Genomic DNA, 21,595 nt, shown 5'->3' with positions numbered 1-21,595 from the left:
TGGGGGACGGGGGCGTTGGGGAGCCTGGCTTGGAGGGCGAGGTGCGTGGGGCTCGGAGGGTGAGGTGCGTGGGTTTGGTGCATGGATTGTGGTGCATGGATTGTGGTGCATGGATTGAGGCGCGTGGATTGAGGCGCGTGGGGTGATGCGGGGCGGGGTGGGGAGGGAGGGGAGGGGGAGGGGCCCCTCCCGGAAGTGGGGAGTGAGGGCCCGCCCCCCAGGGCCGTACGCTGGTCAGGTGACGAACCCGGAGGACGCGGCGAACCGGCCCGATGACGAGCGGCCCGAGGCCAGGCTTGAGCAGGCGGTGCGGGTTGCCGAGCAGGCATTGATCGAGTTCGAGATCGCGGTGGAGACGTTCCGGGTCGAGGTGGAGAACTTCTCTCGGCTGCATCACCAGAAGCTCGGTCCGATGTACGCGCGGCTCGAAGAGCTGGACGCGCAGATCGCCGAGGCGCGTGCGGCGCGTACCGGGGATGCCGAGGATGTGCGGCGGGCGCAGGAGCTGCGGGCCCGGGTGATGCCGATGCCCGATGTGGCGGAGCTGTTCCAGGAGTGGATGGATTCCGACGGGCTGTCGCCGGAGGCTTCGGCGATGTTGTCCGAGTTGCCGGTGCGGTCTCCGGAGCGGGTGCGGCCGAGTGACGAGGCGCGCAGGCTCTACCGCGAGCTGGTCCGCAAGGCGCACCCCGACCTGGCGCAGGATGACAAGGAGCGGGTGCGGCGCGAGGAGTTCATGGTTCGCGTCAATGCCGCGTATGGCCGGGGCGACGAGGTTCAGCTGACGGAGCTGTCCGGGGAGTGGGCCGCGGGTCCGGTGGCGGAGGCGGACCGGCCGAGCAAGAGCGAGGAGCTGTATGCGCGGCTTGAGTGGCTGGCGCAGCGCAAGGAGATGCTGACGCTGGTCGCCCGGGATCTTGAGGATGGTGCGATCGGCTCGATGCTGCGGATGGCGCCGGATGATCCGGACCGGTTGCTTGAGGAGATCGCCGACCGGTTGTTGGGGCAGGTTGCTGAGCGTGAGGCGGAGCTGGGGCGGCTCGTCGGGTGAGCTCGGGCGCTGGGGGCTTGTTGGTGCTGTTGAGGTCACCGTCGTGTGTGGGTGGAAGGTCCGGTAGCGTCGGGGTATGGCTTTTGGATCTGTGCCCACGGTTGATGTCACTGAGCTCGCGGACGGTGACTTTCTGCTCGATGTCCGTGAGGACGCGGAGTGGCAGGCCGGTCACGCGGAGGGTGCGCTGCACATTCCGATGAGTGAATTCGTGGCGCGTTACGGGGAGTTGGTCGAGGCGGCGCCGCAGGACGGTCGGATCAATGTGATCTGCCGGTCGGGTGGGCGGTCCGCGCAGGTGACGATGTATCTCGCTCAGCAGGGCATCGATGCCGTGAACGTGGCTGGTGGCATGGAGGCGTGGGCCGTGGCGGGCCGTCCCGTCGTGGATGACGAGGGGCAGCCCGGCGCCGTCGTGTGAGCGGGGTTGGGCCGGAGGTCGAGCCGAGGGTGCGAGGCAGCTTTTCGGCTTCACCAGGCGCTCTGTTGCACCAGGTGCTCTACTTCGCCGCGTGCTCGGTCTCTGCTGTGGCTGTTTTGCCGGGTGCTCGGCCTTAGCTGTGGCTGTTTTGCCGGGTGCTCGGTCTCAGCTGAGGCTGTGGGCGGCGAGCAGGGTGCCCAGGGTTTCCTCGTGGGCTGCTGCGGGGCCGAGGGACAGTTCCAGGTGTTTGGCCCAGGCGTGGTAGCGGTGCAGCGGGTAGTCGGTGTCGGCGCCGAAGCCGCCGTGCAGGTGTTGGGCGGTCTGTACGACGCGTCGTACGCCGTCGGAGGCCCAGATCTTGGCGACTGCCACATCGCCGGTGGCGGGGAGCGCGCCGTCGGTTGCGGTCGTGATGCGCCAGGCGGCCTGCCACAGGGTGACTTCCATGGCGCGCAGGTCGATGTAGCGGTCGGCTGCCTGCACGGCCACGGCCTGGAAGGTGGCCACGGGGTGGCCGAATTGTTCTCGTTTGCTGGTGTAGTCGCTGGACATGGCGAGGACTGCTTCGCCTAGGCCGAGGGCGAGTGCGCAGGTTCCGGTGGTGAGGAGGTTGCGCAGCTGGTTCCAGGCGTCTTCGCTGTCGATGACGTCCGTGGCGGGGATGCGGGCGGAGTCGAGATGGAGCTCGCCGAGGCGTTCGCCGTTGGTGGAGTACTGGTCGGCGAGGGTGAGACCGTCCTGGGTGCGGTGGACGGCGGCCAGCACGGTGCGGCCCTCGGGGGTGTGGGCTGGCACCATGATCAGGTCGGCATTGTGTGCCCAGGGCACTGCTGTTTGGGTGCCGTCGAGGGTCCAGCTGTGGTCGTTCGGGTCTTGGCGTGCGGTGACGGCGAGTTCGGCGGGGTCGTGTCCGGTGCGGCCGTTGGCGGCGACGGTGAGGATGAGTTCGCCGCGGGCCGAAGCGGGCAGGGTGCGTTGCTTCAATTCGGTGCTGCCGTGGGCTTGTATGGCGTGGGTGGCGGCGCTGTTCTCCAGGAGGGGGATGCGGGCGACGACCTTGGCGGACTCGCGCAGTACCAGGCACAGGGCGATGGCGTCGAGGCCTGCGCCGTTGTGTTCCGGGTCGATGAGCAGGCCCAGCAGGTCGGACTGGGCCAGGGTGTTCCACAGGGTGCGGTCGAAGTCGTCGGCGACGGCTCTGCTGGTGAGGGCAGGGCTGGGTACGGCGTCGGGTGGGGTGTCGGCGAAGACGGCTTTGGCTGCCTCGACGGCCGCTTGTTGTTCTTCGGTGAAGGTGAAGTCCACTGCCTGTCCTCCCCGGCTTCGGTGCTGTCCTGTGGGTCCGGGCTGGCTGCCCACCCTGATCTGACGGGTCGTCAAGATAGAACAGGTTCTAGGGGAAGGGAAGGGAGCCGAGGCTCCTGCGTCCGCTCTGCGTCCGCTCTGCGTCGGCTCTGCGTCGGCTCTGCGTCGGCTCTGGGTCCGCTCTGTGTCGGTCAGCGGTCGAAGTCCAACTCCACCTTCTCCGTGGCCGGATGGGACTGGCAGGCGAGGACATAGCCCGCCTCTGTCTCCTCCGGTTCGAGGGCGAAGTTGCGGTCCATGCGTACCTCTCCCGCGACCAGGAACGCCCGGCAGGTGCCACAGACGCCGCCCTTGCAGGCGTACGGCGCGTCCGCTCGGTTGCGCAGCACCGTGTCCAGCAGGGCTTCGCCGTCCTGCACGGGCCAGGTGCCGGAGCGGCCGTCGAGGGTCGCGGTCACCGTGCTGTGCGCGGGTGCGGGTGCGGGTGCGGTGGCTGTGGGCGCCGGGGCGCCGTTGTCGACGTGGAAGATCTCCTCGTGGATCCGGGCTCTGCCTACGCCGAGGGAGCGCAGAGCGCGTTCGGTGCCCTGGACCAGGCCGAAGGGGCCGCAGAGGAACCAGCCGGCGATGTCCTCGACGGGCAGCAGCGCGGGCAGCAGCTCGGTGAGGCGTTCCTCGTCGAGCCGGCCCGTCACCACGCCTGCCTGCTGGTCCTCTCTGGAGAAGACCGTGACGAGCTGGAACCGTGTCGGATAGCGGTCCTTGAGGTCGGCCACCTCCTCCAGGAACATCGTCGAGGCGGCGGTGCGGTCGCTGCGTATCAGGCAGAACCGGGCGCTCGGTTCGCGGGCGAGGAGCGTCGCGACGATGGAGAGCACCGGGGTGATGCCGCTGCCGCCGACGATCGCGGCGTAGTGCCCGGGCCGCGGTTCGAGGGTGAACCGCCCGGCCGGTGTCATCACCTCCAGTACGTCATCGACGGCGATCTCCTTGTGGGCGTACGGGGAGAACGCGCCGCCTTCGACCATGCGCACCCCGACCCGCAGCTGTTCTGGGCCGTCCGGTTCGAGGGCGGGGGAGCACACGGAGTAGGTGCGGCGGATCTCCGTGCCGTCCACCTCGCGGCGCAGGGCGAGGTGCTGGCCGGGTGCGAACCGGTATTCGGCGCGGAGCTCGGCGGGTACGTCGAAGGTCAGGGCCACGGCGTCGTCCGTGAGCCGGTCGACCGCTGCGACGCGGAGCGGGTGGAAGCGGGCCAGGGTGCCCGGCTTGCCTGCCATCACAACTCCTTGAAGTGGTCGAAGGGTTCGCGGCAAGCGACGCAGCGGCGCAGTGCCTTGCAGGCGGTGGAGGAGAAGCGGCTGAGCAGTTCGGTGTCGGTGGAGCCGCAGTGCGGGCAGCGCACGGCAAGGGTGAGAGGGACGGGCCCGTGCGTGGCGCCGGGGCGTGGCGGGGCGATGCCGGACGCGGCGAGTTTGCGGCGGCCTTCGTCGGTGATGTCGTCCGTGGACCAGGCAGGGGTGAGGACCCGGCGGACGCTGACCTCGGGCATGCCGTGCTCGTGCAGCACCGTCTCTATGTCCGCGGTCATGGTCTCCACGGCGGGGCAGCCGGTGTAGGTGGGGGTCAGCTCCACCTCGACGCTGCCGGGGCCGGTGATGTGGACGCCGCGCACCACACCCAGTTCCGCGAGGGTGATCATGGGCAGTTCGGGGTCGGGGACCGAGCCGGCCAGTTCCTTGAGGTGTTCTTCGAGGCGGGACTCGACTGGGGTGGTCACCATGTCGCCCCCGGGTGGCTGCGGTGCAGATGCTGCATCTCGGCGAGCATGCGGCCGAAGGGTTCGGTGTGCAGGCCCTGGCGGCCGCCGCCCGCGGTCCAGCCGTCGGACCGGGGCGTCTCGGGGACGGTGAGAGTGGCGCCACGCAGGGTCTCACCGATGGAGGTGTCCCAAAGCTCCTGCAGCGCAGTCCAGTTGATGCCGTGGGTGGCGGTGATGCCGTCGATGGGCTGGAACATCTCGCCGGTGTACCGCCACAGCGCGTCCACCGCGCGTTGCATGCGGGTGTGGCTCTCCACGGTGCCGTCGCCGAGGCGGAGGGTCCACTGCTCGGCGTGGTCGCGGTGGTAGTCGACCTCCTTGACGGCTTTGGCCGCCAGGGCGGTGAAGGGGCCTTCGGTGCGGGCCAGCTCCGCGTAGAGGAGGGCCTGGTAGGTGGAGAAGTACAGCTGGCGCGCGATGGTGTGGGCGAAGTCGCCGCCGGGCTGCTCGACGAGTTGGAGGTTGCGGAAGGCGCGTTCCTCACGGAGGTAGGCGAGCTCGTCCTCGTCGCCGACCTGGGAGAGCAGGATGCGGGCCTGGCCGAGGAGGTCGAGGGCGATGTTGGCCAGGGCGACTTCCTCTTCGAGGACGGGTGCGTGGCCGGCCCACTCCCCCAGCCGGTGCGAGAGCACCAGGGCGTCGTCGCCGAGGGCGAGGGCCGCCGCGGAGATCGCGGGGTCCGTGGCGGTGGTGCTGCTCGCGGCTTCGGGGGTGGGGGCGCCGGCGGAGGGGGGCGCGGATGCGTCCGTCCGGTGGGTGCCGGTGGGTGCGGTCACAGGTGCTTCACTCCTTCCGGGATCTCGTAGAACGTCGGGTGGCGGTACGGCTTGTCTCCCGCGGGTTCAAAGAACGAGTCCTTCTCGTCCGGGGACGAGGCGGTGATCGCGGTCGAGGGCACGACCCAGAGGGACACGCCTTCGTTGCGGCGGGTGTAGAGGTCGCGGGCGTTGCGCAGCGCCATCTGTGCGTCGGGGGCGTGCAGGCTGCCGGCGTGGGTGTGGGAGAGGCCGCGGCGGGAACGGACGAAGACCTCCCAGAGCGGCCAGTCGGTCGATTCGGTCATGCCGTCGCCTCCCCGTGGAGTGGTGCCGTGTCTGCCGCGGGGCCTGCGGTGGCCTGAGCGGTGTGCTGCTCTGTTGGTCGTGCCGTGTGGTGTGCCGGCCGTGCCGTGTCGTCTGCCGTGTTGTGCTTCGCTGCGTACGCGGCGGCGGCCTCGCGGACCCAGGCGCCCTCGTCGTGGGCGCGCCTGCGCTGGGTGATGCGCTGTTCGTTGCAGGGGCCGTTGCCCTTGAGGACCTCGCGGAACTCGGTCCAGTCGATGGGGCCGAAGTCGTAGTGTCCCCGGTCCTCGTTCCACTTCAACTCCGGGTCGGGGAGCGTCAGTCCGAGGGTTTCGGCCTGGGGGACGCAGATGTCCACGAAGCGCTGGCGGAGTTCGTCGTTGGAGTGGCGCTTGATCTTCCAGGCCATGGACTGCGCGGAGTGCGCCGACTCGTCGTCGGGCGGGCCGAACATCATCAGCGACGGCCACCACCAGCGGTTCACGGCGTCCTGCGCCATCGCGTGCTGGGCCGGGGTGCCGCGGCTGAGGGCGAGCAGCGATTCGTACCCCTGGCGCTGGTGGAAGGACTCCTCCTTGCAGATGCGGACCATCGCGCGGGCGTACGGGCCGTAGGAGCAGCGGCAGAGGGGGACCTGGTTGGTGATCGCGGCGCCGTCCACCAGCCAGCCGATCGCGCCGACGTCGGCCCAGGTCAGCGTGGGGTAGTTGAAGATCGACGAGTACTTCTGGCGGCCGGAGTGCAGTTTGTCGAGGAGCTCGTCCCGGCCGGTGCCGAGGGTCTCCGCCGCGCTGTAGAGGTACAGGCCGTGGCCGGCTTCGTCCTGGACCTTGGCGATCAGGATGGCCTTGCGGCGCAGGGAGGGGGCGCGGGTGATCCAGTTCGCCTCGGGCTGCATGCCGATGATCTCGGAGTGGGCGTGCTGGGCGATCTGTCGGACGAGTGTCGCCCGATAGGCGTCGGGCATCCAGTCCCGCGGTTCGATGCGCTCGTCCGCGGCGACCGCGGCGTCGAACGCCGTGGTCCGGTCCTGCGCGGTCACCGTCGCCATGCCAGGCCCCCTTTTCCTGCCGTCCCTGATGCGTGGCGGGTGGTCCGCCACCTTGATCAATCGCCCGACCGATCGTTCGGTCCGTCGATTTCAATGGTGGGACCGGCGGCCGTACCGTGTCAACCCTGTGGATAACCTCACGGCTGCTGGGCGTGGCCACTTCGCCTGAGTACCGTGCCGAGGGCGAAGCAGCGGGCGGGGACGGGAGCGGGCGCGATGGACGGGTACGAGCAGGGCCGTGACGCCGGTGAACCGCCGCCCGCACCTCGCACCGGCACCGCCGAGCCCCCTCGCACCGGCACCGCCGAGCCCCCTCGCACCGGCAGCGCAGCACCCCCGCCTCGCACCGGAATCGCCGCGCTCTCGCCGCCGTACCGGATCGCCGCGGCCCTCGCCCTGGCCGTCGTCGCGCTCGTGGCCTGCGTACACCTCGCAATGATCTTTCTGCACGTGGCCCCGGCCAACACGGTGTCGAAGCAGCACGGCGAGGCCGTCGACGACTGGGTCTACCCCGAGTTCGAGCAGAACTGGAAGCTGTTCGCCCCCAACCCGCTGCAGCAGAACATCGCCGTCGAGGCCAGAGCCCAGTTCCGCACCGAGGACGGCGGCGTCCGGCACACCGAGTGGCACAGCCTGTCCGCCCAGGACGGCGCGGCCATCGACGGCAACCTGCTGCCCAGCCACACCGACCAGAACCAGCTGCGCCGCGCCTGGGACTACTACACGTCCACGCACGACACCCAGAACCGGCCGAACGGCATGCGCGGCGAACTCTCCGAGGAGTACCTGCGCCGGATCGCGGTGCTGCGCATCGGCCGCGAGGAGCCCGCGCGGGCCGCGGACGGCCTGCTGCGCGTGCAGGTCAGATCGGTGACCACGAATGTCCAGCCGCCCTCGTGGAGCGGCGAGAAGCTCGACCCGAAGCCCGTGATCCGTCTGCTGCCGTGGTGGAACGTCACGTCCCAGGACATGGAGGTACGTGACCGGTGAACCGCCTCGACCGCCCGGCCGGCGCGCTCTCCCGCGGCATCGGCCGGATCACCTCCGCGGCGCTCGGCCCGTACCAGACGGCCGTGGTCCGGATCGGCTTCTCGGTGACCTGGCTGCTCTTCCTGCTGCGCGAGTTCCCCCACCGGCACGAGCTGTACGGGCCGCAGGGGCCCTGGAGCTGGGAGCTCGCGAACCGGCTGATCCTCGACAACCAGGCGTTCACGGCACTGATGTGGAACGACGGCCGCGTCTGGTTCGAGTGCGTCTACGGCCTGGCGGTCCTTTCGAGCGTGCTGCTGATGCTGGGCTGGCGCACGCGCACGATGTCCGTGCTGTTCATGGTGGGCGCGCTGTCGGTTCTCAACCGCAGCGTGTTCGTCGGCGACGGCGGGGACAACGTCATCCACCTCATGGCGATGTACCTGGTCCTGACGCGCTGCGGCCAGGTCTGGTCGCTCGACGCGCGGCGGGCGGCTCGTGCGGCACGCGCGCGTGGAGGCGGTTTTCACGAGCTGGGAGAGGAGGCCGCGGAGGCGGATCCGGACCGGGTAGGGCCGGTTCTGTGGTGGATCCTGGGGCTCTCCCTCGCCGTGGTGACGTTCCTGGGGCAGCTCGGCTGGGGATGGGCGCTGATCTTCTGGACGATGTGGCTGGCGCACGGCCTGTGGTGGCTGCTCGGGCGCCAGGCCCCCGGCTCACAGCTGCGCGCCCTCTGCGACGTCGTCACCAACCTCCTGCACAACACCGCCCTGTTCGTGATCATGGCCGAGGCCTGCCTGATCTACGCGACGGCCGGCTGGTACAAGATCCAGGGCAGCCGCTGGCAGGACGGCACCGCCGTCTACTACCCGCTGCACCTCGACTACTTCTCCCCCTGGCCCGCCCTCTCTCAGCTGCTTTCCACGCAGGGCACCGCGATCATGCTGATCACCTACGGGACGGTCGTCGTACAGGTCGCTTTCCCGTTCACGCTCTTCAACCGCCGCGTCAAGAACGTGCTGTTGGCGGCCATGATGATCGAGCACGCCGTGATCGCCGTGCTGCTCGGACTGCCCTTCTTCTCGCTCGCGATGATCGCGGCCGACGCGGTCTTCCTGCCCACCACGTTCCTGCGCCGCATCGGGAACCGGGCCGCACGCGCGCGTGGCGCCGTGTTCACGCGCACGCGCGGCGTCCCGGAACAGCGGTCCGAGGCGGGTGCGGATACGGGTGGTACGGGTGCGGATACGGGTGGTACGGGTCCGGTTCCGGAAGCACGTACGGGTGCGGGCGCGCCCGAGCCGTACGGGACAGGTGCGCCCGAGCTCCAGCCCGAGCTCCAGCCCGAGCCCAACCCCAATCCCGAGCCCAACAGCGGGCCCGAGCCCAACAGCGAGCCCGAGCCCATGCCCCAGCCCGAGCCCAACCCCGCGCCCTCGGCTCCCGAGCGGCCCCGTCCGTAGCCCACGTAGGCTGCTCGGCATGAGTGGTGCGGTGGACGTGGATGTGGACGGGGCTGTGCGCCGCTGGCGGGTGCTGAGCGAGACGGCCGTCCTGCTCGACGGATTCCACGCCCTCAAGCACGCCCTGCGATTCGGCGCCACCATCCCGGCCGTGCTGACCGTCGGCAAGGACGCGGCCCTGGCCCTCGCTGACGAGCTGGCCCCCGATGTCCGCGACCGCATCGCCGAGCTCGCTGTGGAGGTCCCGGCCGAAGCCCTGAGCGGGCTCGTGCCGCGGTCCCACCCCACCGGTATCGCCGCGCTCGCGCTGCGCCCGGACCGGGCCGCACAACTCGCTCTGCTCGCACGACGGCCGCGTTCGGCGCCCGCCGTGGTCCTCGACAACCCGCGCAACCTCGGCAACGCGGGCGCGGTGATCCGCCTGGCCGCGGGCTTCGGCGCCACCGGCGTCGTCACCACGGGCTCCCTCGACCCCTGGCACCCGACCGTCGTCCGGGGCGCGGCGGGACTGCACTACGCGACGGCCGTGGAACGCCTCAGGGCCGACGAGCTGCCCGCGGGGCCGCTGTACGCGCTCGACCCCGAGGGCCAGGACATCAGGTCGGTCACCCTGCCCGACGACGCGCTGCTCGCCTTCGGCTCGGAGCGCACCGGGCTCTCCTCCGAACTGCGGGAGCGGGCCGACGCGTTGATCGCCCTGCCGATGCGCCCCCAGGTGTCGAGCTACAACCTGGCCACCAGCGTGGGCATGACGCTCTTCCACTGGTCGGCGAGCTCGGGCAGGCCCGCCCCCATGTGACGGCCCGATGTCACCTGGGGGCGCCGCCACGCGCGCGTGCTCTGCTCAGGCCTCCCGGCGGACCTCCACCACGCGGAAGCGGTTGGCCACGAACGCCCCGTCGCACAGCGCCGAGTTGGCCGCCGGATTGCCGCCCGAGCCGTGGAAGTCGGAGAACGCCGCCGTCTGGTTGACGTACACCCCGCCGGTGAGGTTGAGGGAGAGCTGGGCGCACTCCTCCAGACAGACCTCCTCCACCAGGTGCTCGAACTCCTGCGACGTGGAGTACGCGCCGACCGTCATCGCGCCCTTGTCCCGCACCGTGCGCCGCAGCAGCTCCACCGCGTCGGCGGCGGATTCGACGGCCACCGCGAAGGAGACCGGGCCGAAGCACTCGTCGAGGAAGACGGCTTCCGCGTCCGGCTTGGTGCCGTCCAGCTTGACCATGAGCGGGCTGCGCACCACCGCGCCGGGGAACTCCGGGTTGCTGATCTCCCGGCTGGCCAGGGCCACTTCACCGTGCCCGGCGGCCGCCTCAAGGCGCGCCTTCACCTCCGGGTTGACCAGGGCGCCGAGCAGGGCGTTCGCGCGGGCGTCGTCCCCGAGGAGGGCGTCGACCGCGCCCGCGAGGTCGGTGACCACCTCGTCGTACGACTTGGGGCCCTGGTCGGTGGTGATGCCGTCGCGCGGGATGAGGAGGTTCTGCGGGGTCGTGCACATCTGGCCGCTGTACAGGGACAGGGAGAACGCGAGGTTCGACAGCATGCCCTTGTAGTCGCCGGTGGACTCGATGACGACCGTGTTGACGCCGGCCTTCTCCGTGTAGACCTGCGCCTGGCGGGCGTTGGTCTCCAGCCAGTCGCCGAAGGACGTCGAGCCGGTGTAGTCGATGATGCGGATCTCGGGGCGCACGGCCAGGGTCTTGGCGAGGCCCTCGCCGGGCTGCTCGGCGGCGAGCGCGACCAGGTTCGGGTCGAAGCCCGCCTCCGCGAGCACCTCGCGGGCGACCTGCACGGTGAGGGCGAGCGGCAGCACCGCGCGTGGGTGCGGCTTGACCAGGACCGGGTTTCCGGTGGCGAGGGAGGCGAACAGGCCCGGGTATCCGTTCCACGTCGGGAAGGTGTTGCAGCCGACCAGGAGGGCGATGCCGCGCGGGACCGGCGTGAACTGCTTGCGCAGGTTCAGCGGGTCGCGCTTGCCCTGTGGCTTGCTCCAGTCCGCGGCGTCCGGGGTGCGGGTCTGCTCCACGTACGCGTACGCCACCGCCTCCAGGCCGCGGTCCTGGGCGTGCGGGCCACCGGCCTGGAACGCCATCATGAAGGCCTGGCCGCTGGTGTGCATGACCGCGTGCGCGAACTCGTGCGTGCGGGCGCTGATGCGGGACAGGATCTCCAGGCACACCACCGCGCGGGTCTCCGCGCCCGCGTCCCGCCAGGCCGGCAGCGCGGCGCGCATCGCCGGCACCAGCACATCCGGGTCGGCGTGCGGATACTCCACGCCCAACTCGACGCCGTAGGGGGAGACTTCGCCGCTCACCCAGCCGTCGGTGCCCGGCTGGCCGAGGTCGAGGCGGGTGCTCACGGCCGCGTCGAAGGCCGCCTTGCCCGCGGCCGCGTCCAGCGAGCCGTTCTCGCCGTAGGCCTTGGGGTGCTCGGGGTGGGGAGACCAGTACGCACGCGTGCGGATGGTCTCCAGGGCCTGGTCGAGGGTGGGCCGGTGCTTCTCGATGAGCTGTTGCGCGGTTACTGCGGCGGCCATGAGGGACAACTCCTCGTCGAGCTGGGCTGGAACAGGAGGACAGAGTTAGAGTAACCGAACGATCGGTCGGGACAAGAGGGGTCGGCCGGTCCTGTGGATAACTCATGCGGGAGGATCGCGAGCATGACAGGACTCGACCGCACACGCCCGGTGGCCGTCGTGGGCACCGGCACCATGGGGCAGGGAATCGCCCAGGTGGCCCTGGTCGCCGGACACCCCGTGCGGCTGCACGACGCCGTGCCAGGGCGGGCGGAGCAGGCGGCCGCGGCGATCACCGCCCGACTCGGCCGGCTCGTCGAGAAGGGCAGGCTGTCCGAGGACGACCGCCGCGCCGCTCAGGCCCGCCTGAAGCCGGCCGGAACGCTCGCCGAGCTCGCCGACTGCGGCCTCGTCGTCGAAGCCGTGCTGGAACAGCTCGACGTGAAGCAGGCCCTGTTCCGGGAGCTGGAAGCGATCCTTCCGGTGGACTGCCTGCTCGCCACCAACACGTCCTCGCTGTCCGTCACGGCTATCGCGGGCGGTCTGGAGAGCCCCGGCCGGTTCGTCGGCCTGCACTTCTTCAACCCCGCGCCGCTGCTCCCGCTCGTCGAGGTCGTCAGTGGCTTCGCCACCGAGGAATCCGCCGCCACGCGCGCGTACGACACGGCGAAGGCCTGGGGGAAGAGCCCGGTGCGCTGCGCCGACACCCCGGGCTTCATCGTCAACCGCGTCGCCCGGCCCTTCTACGCGGAGGCGCTGCGGTTGTACGAGGAGCGGGTGGCCGACCCCGCCACCGTCGACGCGGTCCTGCGGGATTCCGGCGGCTTCAAGATGGGCCCCTTCGAGCTGACTGACCTGATCGGCCAGGACGTCAACGAGGCCGTGACGCGCTCTGTGTGGGAGTCCTTCTTCCAGGACCCGAGGTTCACGCCTTCCCTGGCGCAGCGCCGGCTGGTCGAGTCGGGCCGCCTGGGCCGCAAGTCCGGGCACGGCTGGTACGCCTACGCAGAGGGTGCCGTCCGGCCGGAACCGGCACTGGAAGAGCCGGTTTCCGCCCCCGCCGAGGTGACCGTCCACGGGGACCTCGGGCCCGCCGAACCGCTGGTCGGGCTCCTCAAGGAGGCCGGGGTCGGGGTGCGCAGGGAGGCGTCGGAGAGCGCCTTCTTCGGGCTCCCCTGCGGGGCGCGGCTGTTCTCGGCGACCGAAGGCCGCATGGCGGGCAGCCACGGCGACGCGGTCCAGTTCGACCTGGCCCGTGACTACGGGACCGCCTCGCTGATAGCCGTGGCCCCCTCGGCGACGGCCTCCGAGGCGGCGCTGCGGGAGGCCACCGGGCTCTTCCAGGTGCTCGGCAAGCAGGTCGTGGTGATCGCGGACGTGCCCGGCCTGATCGTGGCCCGTACGGTCGCCATGCTCTTCGACGTCGCGCTCGACGCCCTGGACCGGGGCGTCGCGGGCGGCGACGACATCGACGCGGCCATGCGGCTCGGCGTGAACTACCCCGAAGGGCCGCTGAGCTGGGGCGAGGGCGTCGGCCTTCAGCGGCTGCACGACCTGCTGTCCCGGATGCACGACCAGCAGCCGACGGGCCGTTACGCCCCCTCCCTGGGGCTGCGCCGGCGCGTCCACGCCCAGGAAGAGACGGTCCGCCGATGACCACCGCCAGACGCGACACGTACACGCCCGAGACGCTCCTCGCCGTCGCCGTCCGCATCTTCAACGAGCGGGGCTACGACGGCACGTCCATGGAGCACCTTTCCAAGGCGGCCGGGATCTCCAAGTCCTCGATCTACCACCATGTGGCGGGCAAGGAGGAGCTGCTGCGCCGCGCGGTGAGCCGTGCTCTCGACGGGCTGTTCGAGATCCTCGGCGAGGAGCACGCGCGCGTGGGGCGTGCCGTGGACCGCCTGGAGTACGTCACGCGCCGCATGGTCGGTGTGCTGACCGCCGAACTGCCGTACGTCACGCTGCTGTTGCGGGTGCGCGGGAACACGGCGACGGAGCAATGGGCGTTGGAGCGGCGCCGCGAGTTCGACCACGAGGTGGCCGAGCTGTTCAAGGCGGCTGTGGCGGACGGTGATCTGCGGGCGGATGTCGAGGTCAGGCTGGCCACGCGGCTGCTGTTCGGCATGATCAACTCGATCGTCGAGTGGTACCGGCCGGGCGGCCGAGGCATGGACGACGAGCAGATCGCCGAAGCGGTCGTGCATCTGGCCTTCGCGGGGCTTCGTACGGAGGAGTGAGGCGGGGCCGTCCGACCCGCACCGTCGGCTCGGGCACCGCCGGACGCCCTCCGGGCTCGTCCTCAAGCGCCGGACGGGCTGATGCTGGGCCCATCTGAAATGCCTGACGGGCTGATGTTGGGCCCCCTCTGAAATACCTGACGGGCTGGGCTGCATTTCCACCCCTCCCCGCTGAGTTCAGCCCTCGGGATCCAGGTCCGTCTCCTCGAAGACGAGCAGCGTGCGCGTGCTCAGTACCTCCGGGATCGACTGCAGCCGTGTCAGGACCAGTTCGCGCAGCGTGCGGTTGTCCGGGGTGTGGACGAGCAGCAGGACGTCGAAGTCGCCGCTGACCAGGGCCATGTGGGCCGCGCCGGGCAGTTCCTTGAGCTGTTCGCGGACCGTGCGCCAGGAGTTCTGCACGATCTTCAGTGTGATGTACGCGGAGGCGCCCTGGCCGGCGCGTTCGTGGTTGACGCGCGCCCCGAAACCGCGGATCACGCCGTCCTCGATCAGGCGGTTGATGCGGGCGTACGCGTTGGCACGGGACACATGGACCTGTTCGGCCACGGAGCGTATCGAGGCGCGACCGTCCGTCTGCAGCATCCGCAGGATGTCCCGGTCGATGGCGTCCAGCGGGCGCGGCGGCGGCAGTGGTGCCGACGGCTGCCCTGGCGGCTGCGCGGCGGGCGGCTCCGTCGGGTCGTCCGGGCCCTGGTCGGCCATTCGTTCAGGTGCCATGTCCCCCCGCCTCTCTACCATGGACGTACTGCATCTATCCCAGGCTGTGGAGAACCGTTTGTCCACAGGCTGGAGGTGCCTGTAGCCAAAATGCGCCGACGACCGAACAATCGGTAGGTGAGGCGCATCGCACAGCCGCGTCTCTCTCGTCATCTGCACGACCCCTGATCACCACCCAATATTCAGGACATTCGAGATATTCGAGGCGCTCGGCGCCACCCCTTGATCGAGGAGGTGCACGCGGTGAAGAACCAGAGCCCGGTCATGGAGCAGCGGGGGTCCTACCGACCCAGTCCGCCGCCCGCCTGGAAGCCCCGCACGGATCCCGCCCCACTGCTGCCCGATGCCCGGCCGTACCGCGTGCTCGGGACGCAGGCCGCGGCCAAGGCGGACCCGGCGCTGCTTCTTGAGCTGTACGAACAGCTGGTGCGCGGCCGCAGATACAACGCGCAGGCGACGGCCCTCACCCGGCAGGGACGGCTCGCGGTCTACCCGTCGAGCACCGGGCAGGAGGCCTGCGAGGTCGCCGCCGCGCTGGCCCTCGAAGAGCGCGACTGGCTCTTCCCCAGCTACCGCGACACGCTGGCCGCCGTGGCCCGCGGCCTCGACCCCGTGCAGGCGCTGACGCTGCTGCGCGGCGACTGGCACACCGGGTACGACCCGCACGAGCACCGCATCGCGCCCCTGTGCACCCCGCTTGCCACCCAACTCCCGCACGCCGTGGGTCTCGCGCACGCCGCGCGCCTCAAGGGCGACGACGTGGTGGCGCTGGCGATGGTGGGCGACGGCGGCACCAGCGAGGGCGACTTCCACGAGGCGCTGAACTTCGCGGCCGTGTGGAAGGCGCCGGTCGTCTTCCTCGTGCAGAACAACGGCTTTGCGATCTCCGTCCCGCTCGCCAAGCAGACCGCAGCCCCGTCCCTGGCCCACAAGGCCGTCGGGTACGGAATGCCGGGCCGCCTGGTCGACGGGAACGACGCGGCGGCGGTCCACGAGGTCCTCGGCGAGGCCGTGCGACGCGCGCGTGCGGGCGGCGGGCCCACGCTGGTGGAGGCCGTGACGTACCGCATCGAGGCGCACACGAACGCCGACGACGCGACCCGTTACCGGGGGGACACGGAAGTGGAGACCTGGCGCGCGCACGACCCGATCACGCTCCTGGAAGGGGAGTTGACCGGCCGCGGCCTCCTCGACGACGCCCGCAGGCAGGGCGCGCGCGACGCCGCCGAGGCGCTCGCCGCCGACCTGCGCGAGCGCATGAACCAGGACCCGGTCCTGGACCCGATGGACCTGTTCACACACGTGTACGCGGAGCAGACCACCCAACTGCGCGAGCAGGCGGCCCAGTTGCGCGCCGAGCTGGAAGCGGAGGCCGAGCGATGACCACCGTGGCGGACAAGCCGAGCACGACGGCGGTGAAACCCGCGTCCATGGCGCAGGCCCTGCAGCGCGCGCTGCGGGACTCCCTCGCCGCGGACCCGAGCGTGCACGTGATGGGTGAGGACGTCGGCACGCTCGGCGGCGTCTTCCGCATCACCGACGGCCTCGCGCAGGAGTTCGGCGAGGACCGCTGTACGGACACCCCGCTCGCGGAGGCGGGCATTCTGGGCGCGGCCGTCGGCATGGCGATGTATGGCCTGCGGCCGGTCGTGGAGATGCAGTTCGACGCGTTCGCGTACCCGGCGTTCGAGCAGCTGATCTCGCACGTGGCGCGGATGCGGAACCGCACGAAGGGCGCCATGCCGCTGCCGATCACCATCCGCGTGCCGTACGGCGGCGGCATCGGCGGGGTCGAGCACCACAGCGACTCCTCCGAGGCGTACTACATGGCGACGCCGGGCCTGCACGTCGTCACGCCGGCCACGGTCGCCGACGCGTACGGACTCCTTCGCGCCTCGATCGCGTCCGACGACCCGGTGGTGTTCCTGGAGCCCAAGCGCCTGTACTGGTCGAAGGATTCCTGGAACCCTCACGCTCCGGCGACCGTTGAACCGATAGGCCGGGCCGTGGTGCGGCGCACCGGCCGCAGCGCGACGCTCATCACGTACGGGCCCTCCGTGCCGGTCTGTCTGGAGGCCGCGGAGGCCGCGCGTGAGGAGGGATGGGAGCTCGAAGTCGTGGACCTGCGCTCGCTGGTGCCGTTCGACGACGCGACGGTCTGCGACTCGGTGCGCAGGACCGGCCGCGCGGTCGTGGTGCACGAATCGGGCGGGTTCGGCGGCCCGGGCTCGGAGATCGCCGCGCGGGTCACGGAGCGCTGCTTCCACCACCTGGAGGCGCCCGTGCTGAGGGTGGCGGGTTTCGACATCCCGTATCCGCCGCCGATGCTGGAACGGCACCATCTGCCCGGCGTCGACAGGATCCTGGACGCAGTGGCGAGGCTGCAGTGGGAGGGGGACAGCTGATGGCGCAGGTCTTCGAGTTCGCTCTGCCCGACCTGGGCGAGGGGCTCACGGAAGCCGAGATCGTCCGCTGGCTGGTGTCCGTGGGCGACGTGGTCGCGGTGGACCAGCCGGTGGTCGAGGTCGAGACGGCCAAGGCGATGGTCGAGGTGCCCTGCCCGTACGCGGGCGTGGTCACCGCCAGATTCGGCGAGGAGGGCACGGAACTCCCCGTAGGGGCACCGCTGGTGACGGTCGCGGTGGGCGCGGAGGCGGACTCCGGTGTGCACGGCGCCGCCGCAGAGGCGTCCGCCGCCGAGGACAAGGCGGATTCGTCGGGCAACGTCCTGGTCGGGTACGGCACGGGCGCTGCCCCGGCCCGGAGGCGCAGAGTACGGCCCCAGGGAGCCGCCGGCCCGACGGCAGTGGGCGGGCCGGGCGCACGCACCCCCGGAAACGCGCCCGCGCCGAAGGCGGCGCACCGGCCGACGCGCGCCGAGGACACCGCGCCCGATGAGGGCCCCGCGCTCGCGGAGGACCGCGCGTCCGTGGAGGACCGCGCGTCCGTGGAGGACCGCGCGTCCGCCCCGGAGCGGTCGCGGCAGGCGCCGCCCGCGCGGGACACGGACGGACCGGTCCCGGTGATCTCCCCGCTCGTACGACGCCTGGCAAAGGAACACAGCCTGGATCTGCGGGAGTTGACCGGCTCGGGGGCGGACGGGCTGATCCTGCGAGCGGACGTGGAGTACGCGGTGCGTGCCGCCGAGCGCGCCGCGCAACAGGAGACGGCACGCGAGGAGCCGGCACGCGAGGAGCCGGCACGGGAGGAGCCGGCACGGGAGGAGCCGGCACGCGCGGGGACCGTAGGCGCGGAGCCTGTACGGGAAGAGACCGGGCGCGTGGAGCCTGTACGGGAAAAGGCCGGGCGGGCGGCGGCCGCGGGTGGTCCGGGGCGGACGCGTACGCCGCTGCGCGGGGTGCGCGGGGTCATCGCGGACAAGCTGTCCCGCAGCCGCCGCGAGATCCCCGACGCGACCTGCTGGGTGGACGCCGACGCCACGGAGCTGATGAACGCCCGCAAGGCGATGAACGGCAACGCGGCCGCCGGGGACAAGATCTCCGTGATCGCGCTGCTCGCCCGCATCTGCACGGCGGCCCTGGCCCGCTACCCGGAGCTGAACGCCACGGTCGACCCGGAGGCCCGCGAGATCGTCCGCCTGGACGCGGTGCACCTCGGCTTCGCCGCGCAGACCGAGCGGGGCCTGGTCGTACCAGTGGTGCGGGACGCGCACGCGCGGGACGCGGAGTCGCTGAGCGCCGAGTTCGGGCGGCTCACGGAGGCGGCGCGGACCGGCTCGCTGACCCCGGCCGAGCTGACCGGGGGCACGTTCACGCTGAACAACTATGGCGTGTTCGGCGTGGACGGCTCGACGCCGATCATCAACCACCCGGAGGCCGCGATGCTCGGCGTGGGCCGCATCGCGCCCAAACCCTGGGTCCACCAGGGCGAGTTGGCGATACGCCAGGTGGTCCAGCTCTCCCTCACGTTCGACCACCGCGTCTGCGACGGCGGCACGGCGGGCGGTTTCCTGCGGTACGTCGCCGACTGCGTGGAACAGCCGGCGGTGCTGCTGCGCACGCTCTGAGGCAGGGGCCCACGGGTCCGGTGTGACGGATGCCCCTCCGTTGACGGGCCTGACAGGCGTTCACGGGGGTGGCATTGATCGCCGGTGCGGCGATACTCGGGGCATGACCTCGTATGACGCCGTCGTGCTCGCCGGTGGCGCCGCCAGGCGTCTGGGCGGCGCCGACAAGCCAAGGGTGCGCGTAGGCGGCCGGTCCCTCCTCGACCGTGTCCTCGCCGCCTGCGCCGACGCCGCCACGACCGTGGTCGTCGCCGAGCCCAGGCCCACCGCCCGCCCCGTCCTGTGGGCGCGCGAGGACCCGCCCGGCGGCGGGCCGTTGGCCGCGCTCGGCGCCGGGCTGAGCCGGACCACGGCGGACACGGTGCTCGTCCTCTCCGCCGACCTGCCCTTCCTGGGTGAGCGGACCCTACGACTGCTGCTCGACGCCTTGGCGACGGAGCGGACGGACGGCGTACGGGCGCACGGCGTACGGGCGCACGACGTAGGGACGGACGGCGTGCTGGCTGATCGCGTACGGGCGGACGGTGCGCTGTTGGTGGACGGGGACGGGCGCGACCAGCCGCTGGTGGCGGCGTACCGCGCGGCGGCGCTGCGCCGGGGCGTGCAGCGGCTGACCGAGGAGCACGGCGGGCTCGGCGGGCTGCCGTTGCGGCGGCTCACCGCCGGACTCACCCTCACCAGGGTCACCGAACCCGGCGACTCCCGTGCCGCGTTCGACTGCGACACCTGGGAGGACATCGCCGAAGCCCGCGCACGCATCAGGGAGCATGAGCACGTGCTGGATGAATGGATCACCACAGTCAAGGACGAGCTGGGCATCGACCTGGAGGTCGACACCGGCGAGCTGTTGGACCTCGCGCGCGATGCCGCCCACGGTGTCGCCCGGCCGGCGGCGCCGCTGACCACGTTCCTCGTGGGGTACGCGGCGGCACGCGCGGGAGGCGGGCCCGAAGCCGTGGCCGAAGCGGCACGCAAGGCCGCGGCGCTCGCCACCCGCTGGGCCGACGAGGACAAGGCGGAGGACAAGGCCGAGGACAAGGCGGTCCCGGCCGAGCCTGCCGCCGAGCCCCACGCCAAGCCCGACAACCAGCCGGGCGGCACCCTCGGCGCGGACACCGCACCGGACGCGGGATGACTGGGCCCCGCGACCGCACCCGGGACGCGAAACCCACCGACCGGACGCCCACCGGATCCACCGGTCCCACCGGACCCACCGGACCCACCGGACCCACCGAACCAACTGGCCACACCGGCCCCACGAGCCCCACGAGCCCCACCGGTCCCACCGGACCAACTGGCCACACCGAACCAACTGGCCACACCGAACCAACTGGCCACACCGGCCCCACCGGCCACACGGACCCCACCGAACGCGACCACGACCAGGACGTCGACGAAGCCCTGGCCCTGGTCAGAGACGCGTCGGTCGGGTACGACAACGGGCAGGGCGGACAGCCCGAAGAGCGTCACGGCCCCGGCGCCAATGAGCCACACGGCAGCGATCGCCGCCCCAACGAGCCACACGGCAGCAATCGCCGAGCCAACGCCCCACACGGCACCCCGCACCCCGGCCCCCCGCACCCCGGCACCCCACACCCCGGCCCCCCGCACCCCGGCCCCCCGCACCCCGGCACCCCACACGCCAGACATCAAGGCACCCCCTGGCCCCGAGCCCGAGCCGTCGCCGCCCGAGCTGCCGACTCCGCCCCGCACCGCACCCCCACCCCCGTCCCCCTCGACCAGGCGCTCGGCCTGGTCCTCGCCGCGCCGCTCACCGCGCTGACCGACCTGCCGTCGTTCGACACCTCGGCGATGGACGGCTGGGCGGTCGCGGGACCGGGGCCCTGGAAGGTGCGGGAAGAAGGGGTGCTGGCCGGGCAGCCGGGCGCCGGGGCGGACGTGCTCGCGGACGGCGAGGCGATGCCGATCGCGACCGGCGCCCGCATCCCCCGCGAGGTCACCGCGGTCATCCGCAGCGAACACGGCCGTACGGACAGCAAGGGCCGCCTGCACGCCGAGCGGGAGGTGACGCACGGTCAGGACATCCGCCCGCGCGGCCAGGAGTGCCGCAGCGGCGACCGGCTCCTGCCCGCACAGACCCCCGTGACCCCCGCCGTGCTCGGCCTCGCCGCCGCCGCGGGGTACGACTCGCTGCTCGTCGTCCCACGCCCGCGCGTCGAAGTCCTCGTACTGGGCGACGAGTTGCTGACCGAGGGCCTGCCGCGCGAGGGGCTGATCCGGGATGCGCTCGGCCCGATGCTGCCGTCCTGGCTACGGGCGCTCGGCGCCGAGGTCATCGCCGTACGCAGGCTCGGGGACGACGCGAAGAGGCTGCGTGAGGCGGTCGCGGATTCGCCGGCCGAGCTGGTCGTCACGACCGGAGGAACCGCGTCCGGCCCCGTCGACCATGTGCATCCGACGCTGCGGGCGCTCGGCGCCGAACTGCTCGTGGACGGTGTGGAGGTGCGGCCGGGACACCCGATGCTGCTCGCCCGGCTCGATGAGCGTCGCCATTTCGTGGGGCTGCCGGGCAATCCGCTCGCCGCGGTCTCGGGGCTGCTGACGCTGGCCGAACCGGTGTTGCGTACGCTTTCCGGGCGGATCGCGCCGGTGCCGTATCTCGCCCCCACCAGGGACGAGATCCACGGGCATCCGCACGACACACGGCTGGTACCCGTGGCGTTGCGTGCGGAGCCACAGTTGGTCGCCGAGCCGCTGCACTACAACGGCCCGGCCATGCTGCGCGGGATCGCTGCCTCCGACGGCCTTGCCGTGGTGCCGCCCGGCGGGGCGAAGCCCGGCCAGGAGCTGGAGATCCTCGACCTGCCGTGGACGCTGCCGTCCTCGCCCCTGAGTAACGACCCGGACCTTGAATCATGAGTAACGACCCGAACCTTGAATCATGAGTAACGACCCGGACCCTGAGCACGGACCATGAGTAGCGACA

General features: G+C 71.5%; 20 protein-coding genes. 12 read left to right on the top strand and 8 right to left on the bottom strand.

The window, feature by feature from the left end:
- Window positions 1–145 precede the first annotated feature (145 nt).
- Together QIS99_RS00920 and QIS99_RS00915 are read left to right on the top strand one after the other, a co-directional pair.
- Window positions 146–1,051 (top strand): J domain-containing protein, encoded by a 906-nt coding sequence (locus QIS99_RS00920; RefSeq protein ID WP_408909456.1) that lies wholly within the window; start codon window positions 146–148, stop codon window positions 1,049–1,051.
- A 91-nt stretch (window positions 1,052–1,142) separates the two neighbouring features.
- Window positions 1,143–1,472, top strand: a complete 330-nt coding sequence (locus QIS99_RS00915; protein ID WP_282509887.1) for a rhodanese-like domain-containing protein — start codon at window positions 1,143–1,145, stop codon at window positions 1,470–1,472.
- A 165-nt stretch (window positions 1,473–1,637) separates the two neighbouring features.
- On the opposite strand, the gene QIS99_RS00910 is transcribed toward QIS99_RS00915, so the two are convergent.
- The 6 genes from QIS99_RS00910 to paaA all read right to left on the bottom strand — a co-directional run bounded on the left by QIS99_RS00910 (window position 1,638) and on the right by paaA (window position 6,711).
- Window positions 1,638–2,777 carry an acyl-CoA dehydrogenase family protein gene (locus QIS99_RS00910; protein ID WP_282509341.1) on the bottom strand — a complete coding sequence of 380 codons (1,140 nt, stop codon included), beginning with the start codon at window positions 2,775–2,777 and terminating at the stop codon, window positions 1,638–1,640.
- 191 nt (window positions 2,778–2,968) lie between these two features.
- A complete protein-coding gene (gene paaE / locus QIS99_RS00905; RefSeq protein WP_282509885.1) occupies window positions 2,969–4,036 on the bottom strand; it encodes a 1,2-phenylacetyl-CoA epoxidase subunit PaaE in 1,068 nt (355 codons plus the stop codon).
- A gap of 20 nt (window positions 4,037–4,056) precedes the next feature.
- Window positions 4,057–4,560 (bottom strand): 1,2-phenylacetyl-CoA epoxidase subunit PaaD, encoded by a 504-nt coding sequence (gene paaD, locus QIS99_RS00900; RefSeq protein ID WP_282509340.1) that lies wholly within the window; start codon window positions 4,558–4,560, stop codon window positions 4,057–4,059.
- Window positions 4,554–5,270: a 1,2-phenylacetyl-CoA epoxidase subunit PaaC gene (gene paaC / locus QIS99_RS00895; RefSeq protein WP_282509883.1), complete on the bottom strand. Its 717-nt coding sequence runs from the start codon at window positions 5,268–5,270 to the stop codon at window positions 4,554–4,556. The genes paaD and paaC overlap by 7 nt, the downstream gene beginning before the upstream one ends.
- A gap of 101 nt (window positions 5,271–5,371) precedes the next feature.
- Window positions 5,372–5,662 carry a 1,2-phenylacetyl-CoA epoxidase subunit PaaB gene (gene paaB, locus QIS99_RS00890; protein WP_282509339.1) on the bottom strand — a complete coding sequence of 97 codons (291 nt, stop codon included), beginning with the start codon at window positions 5,660–5,662 and terminating at the stop codon, window positions 5,372–5,374.
- Window positions 5,659–6,711, bottom strand: coding sequence for a 1,2-phenylacetyl-CoA epoxidase subunit PaaA (gene paaA / locus QIS99_RS00885; protein ID WP_282509338.1), 1,053 nt, complete (start codon window positions 6,709–6,711; stop codon window positions 5,659–5,661). The genes paaB and paaA overlap by 4 nt, the downstream gene beginning before the upstream one ends.
- 174 nt (window positions 6,712–6,885) lie before the next feature.
- On the opposite strand from paaA, the gene QIS99_RS00880 reads away from it, so the two are divergent.
- From QIS99_RS00880 to QIS99_RS00870, 3 genes are read left to right on the top strand one after another with little or no spacing between them, the layout of a single operon-like run.
- Window positions 6,886–7,701 (top strand): DUF5819 family protein, encoded by an 816-nt coding sequence (locus QIS99_RS00880; protein ID WP_282509337.1) that lies wholly within the window; start codon window positions 6,886–6,888, stop codon window positions 7,699–7,701.
- A complete protein-coding gene (locus QIS99_RS00875; protein ID WP_282509336.1) occupies window positions 7,698–9,143 on the top strand; it encodes an HTTM domain-containing protein in 1,446 nt (481 codons plus the stop codon). The genes QIS99_RS00880 and QIS99_RS00875 overlap by 4 nt, the downstream gene beginning before the upstream one ends.
- Before the next feature lie 19 nt (window positions 9,144–9,162).
- Window positions 9,163–9,942: a TrmH family RNA methyltransferase gene (locus QIS99_RS00870; protein ID WP_282509335.1), complete on the top strand. Its 780-nt coding sequence runs from the start codon at window positions 9,163–9,165 to the stop codon at window positions 9,940–9,942.
- A 45-nt stretch (window positions 9,943–9,987) separates the two neighbouring features.
- Here QIS99_RS00870 and paaN read toward each other — a convergent pair whose 3' ends face one another.
- Window positions 9,988–11,679 (bottom strand): phenylacetic acid degradation protein PaaN, encoded by a 1,692-nt coding sequence (gene paaN, locus QIS99_RS00865; protein WP_282509334.1) that lies wholly within the window; start codon window positions 11,677–11,679, stop codon window positions 9,988–9,990.
- Window positions 11,680–11,802: 123 nt separating this feature from the next.
- On the opposite strand from paaN, the gene QIS99_RS00860 reads away from it, so the two are divergent.
- Both QIS99_RS00860 and QIS99_RS00855 read left to right on the top strand, forming a co-directional pair.
- Window positions 11,803–13,314, top strand: coding sequence for a 3-hydroxyacyl-CoA dehydrogenase (locus QIS99_RS00860; protein ID WP_282509333.1), 1,512 nt, complete (start codon window positions 11,803–11,805; stop codon window positions 13,312–13,314).
- Window positions 13,311–13,901 carry a TetR/AcrR family transcriptional regulator gene (locus QIS99_RS00855; protein ID WP_282509331.1) on the top strand — a complete coding sequence of 197 codons (591 nt, stop codon included), beginning with the start codon at window positions 13,311–13,313 and terminating at the stop codon, window positions 13,899–13,901. The genes QIS99_RS00860 and QIS99_RS00855 overlap by 4 nt, the downstream gene beginning before the upstream one ends.
- 177 nt (window positions 13,902–14,078) lie before the next feature.
- Here QIS99_RS00855 and QIS99_RS00850 read toward each other — a convergent pair whose 3' ends face one another.
- A complete protein-coding gene (locus QIS99_RS00850) occupies window positions 14,079–14,621 on the bottom strand; it encodes an Lrp/AsnC family transcriptional regulator (RefSeq protein WP_282509330.1) in 543 nt (180 codons plus the stop codon).
- Window positions 14,622–14,885: 264 nt separating this feature from the next.
- On the opposite strand from QIS99_RS00850, the gene pdhA reads away from it, so the two are divergent.
- From pdhA to QIS99_RS00825, 5 genes are all read left to right on the top strand, one after another.
- A complete protein-coding gene (gene pdhA / locus QIS99_RS00845; protein WP_282509881.1) occupies window positions 14,886–16,004 on the top strand; it encodes a pyruvate dehydrogenase (acetyl-transferring) E1 component subunit alpha in 1,119 nt (372 codons plus the stop codon).
- Window positions 16,001–17,026 carry an alpha-ketoacid dehydrogenase subunit beta gene (locus QIS99_RS00840; protein WP_282509329.1) on the top strand — a complete coding sequence of 342 codons (1,026 nt, stop codon included), beginning with the start codon at window positions 16,001–16,003 and terminating at the stop codon, window positions 17,024–17,026. Before pdhA ends, QIS99_RS00840 begins: the two co-directional genes overlap by 4 nt.
- On the top strand, window positions 17,026–18,648 hold the full coding sequence (locus QIS99_RS00835) for a dihydrolipoamide acetyltransferase family protein (RefSeq protein WP_282509328.1): 1,623 nt from the start codon (window positions 17,026–17,028) through the stop codon (window positions 18,646–18,648). Before QIS99_RS00840 ends, QIS99_RS00835 begins: the two co-directional genes overlap by 1 nt.
- Before the next feature lie 103 nt (window positions 18,649–18,751).
- Complete coding sequence (locus tag QIS99_RS00830; protein ID WP_282509327.1) at window positions 18,752–19,783, top strand: DUF6457 domain-containing protein; 1,032 nt, start codon at window positions 18,752–18,754, stop codon at window positions 19,781–19,783.
- The gene (locus QIS99_RS00825; protein WP_282509325.1) at window positions 19,780–21,528 is read left to right on the top strand and encodes a molybdopterin molybdotransferase MoeA; all 1,749 of its coding nucleotides are present in this window, start codon (window positions 19,780–19,782) and stop codon (window positions 21,526–21,528) included. Before QIS99_RS00830 ends, QIS99_RS00825 begins: the two co-directional genes overlap by 4 nt.
- Window positions 21,529–21,595 lie beyond the last annotated feature (67 nt).

It is taken from the genome of Streptomyces solicavernae (assembly GCF_029968095.1).
GTDB lineage: Bacteria > Actinomycetota > Actinomycetes > Streptomycetales > Streptomycetaceae > Streptomyces > Streptomyces solicavernae.
Note: the sequence above shows the minus strand (reverse complement) of the source record. Positions and strands in the feature narration are given on the sequence as shown.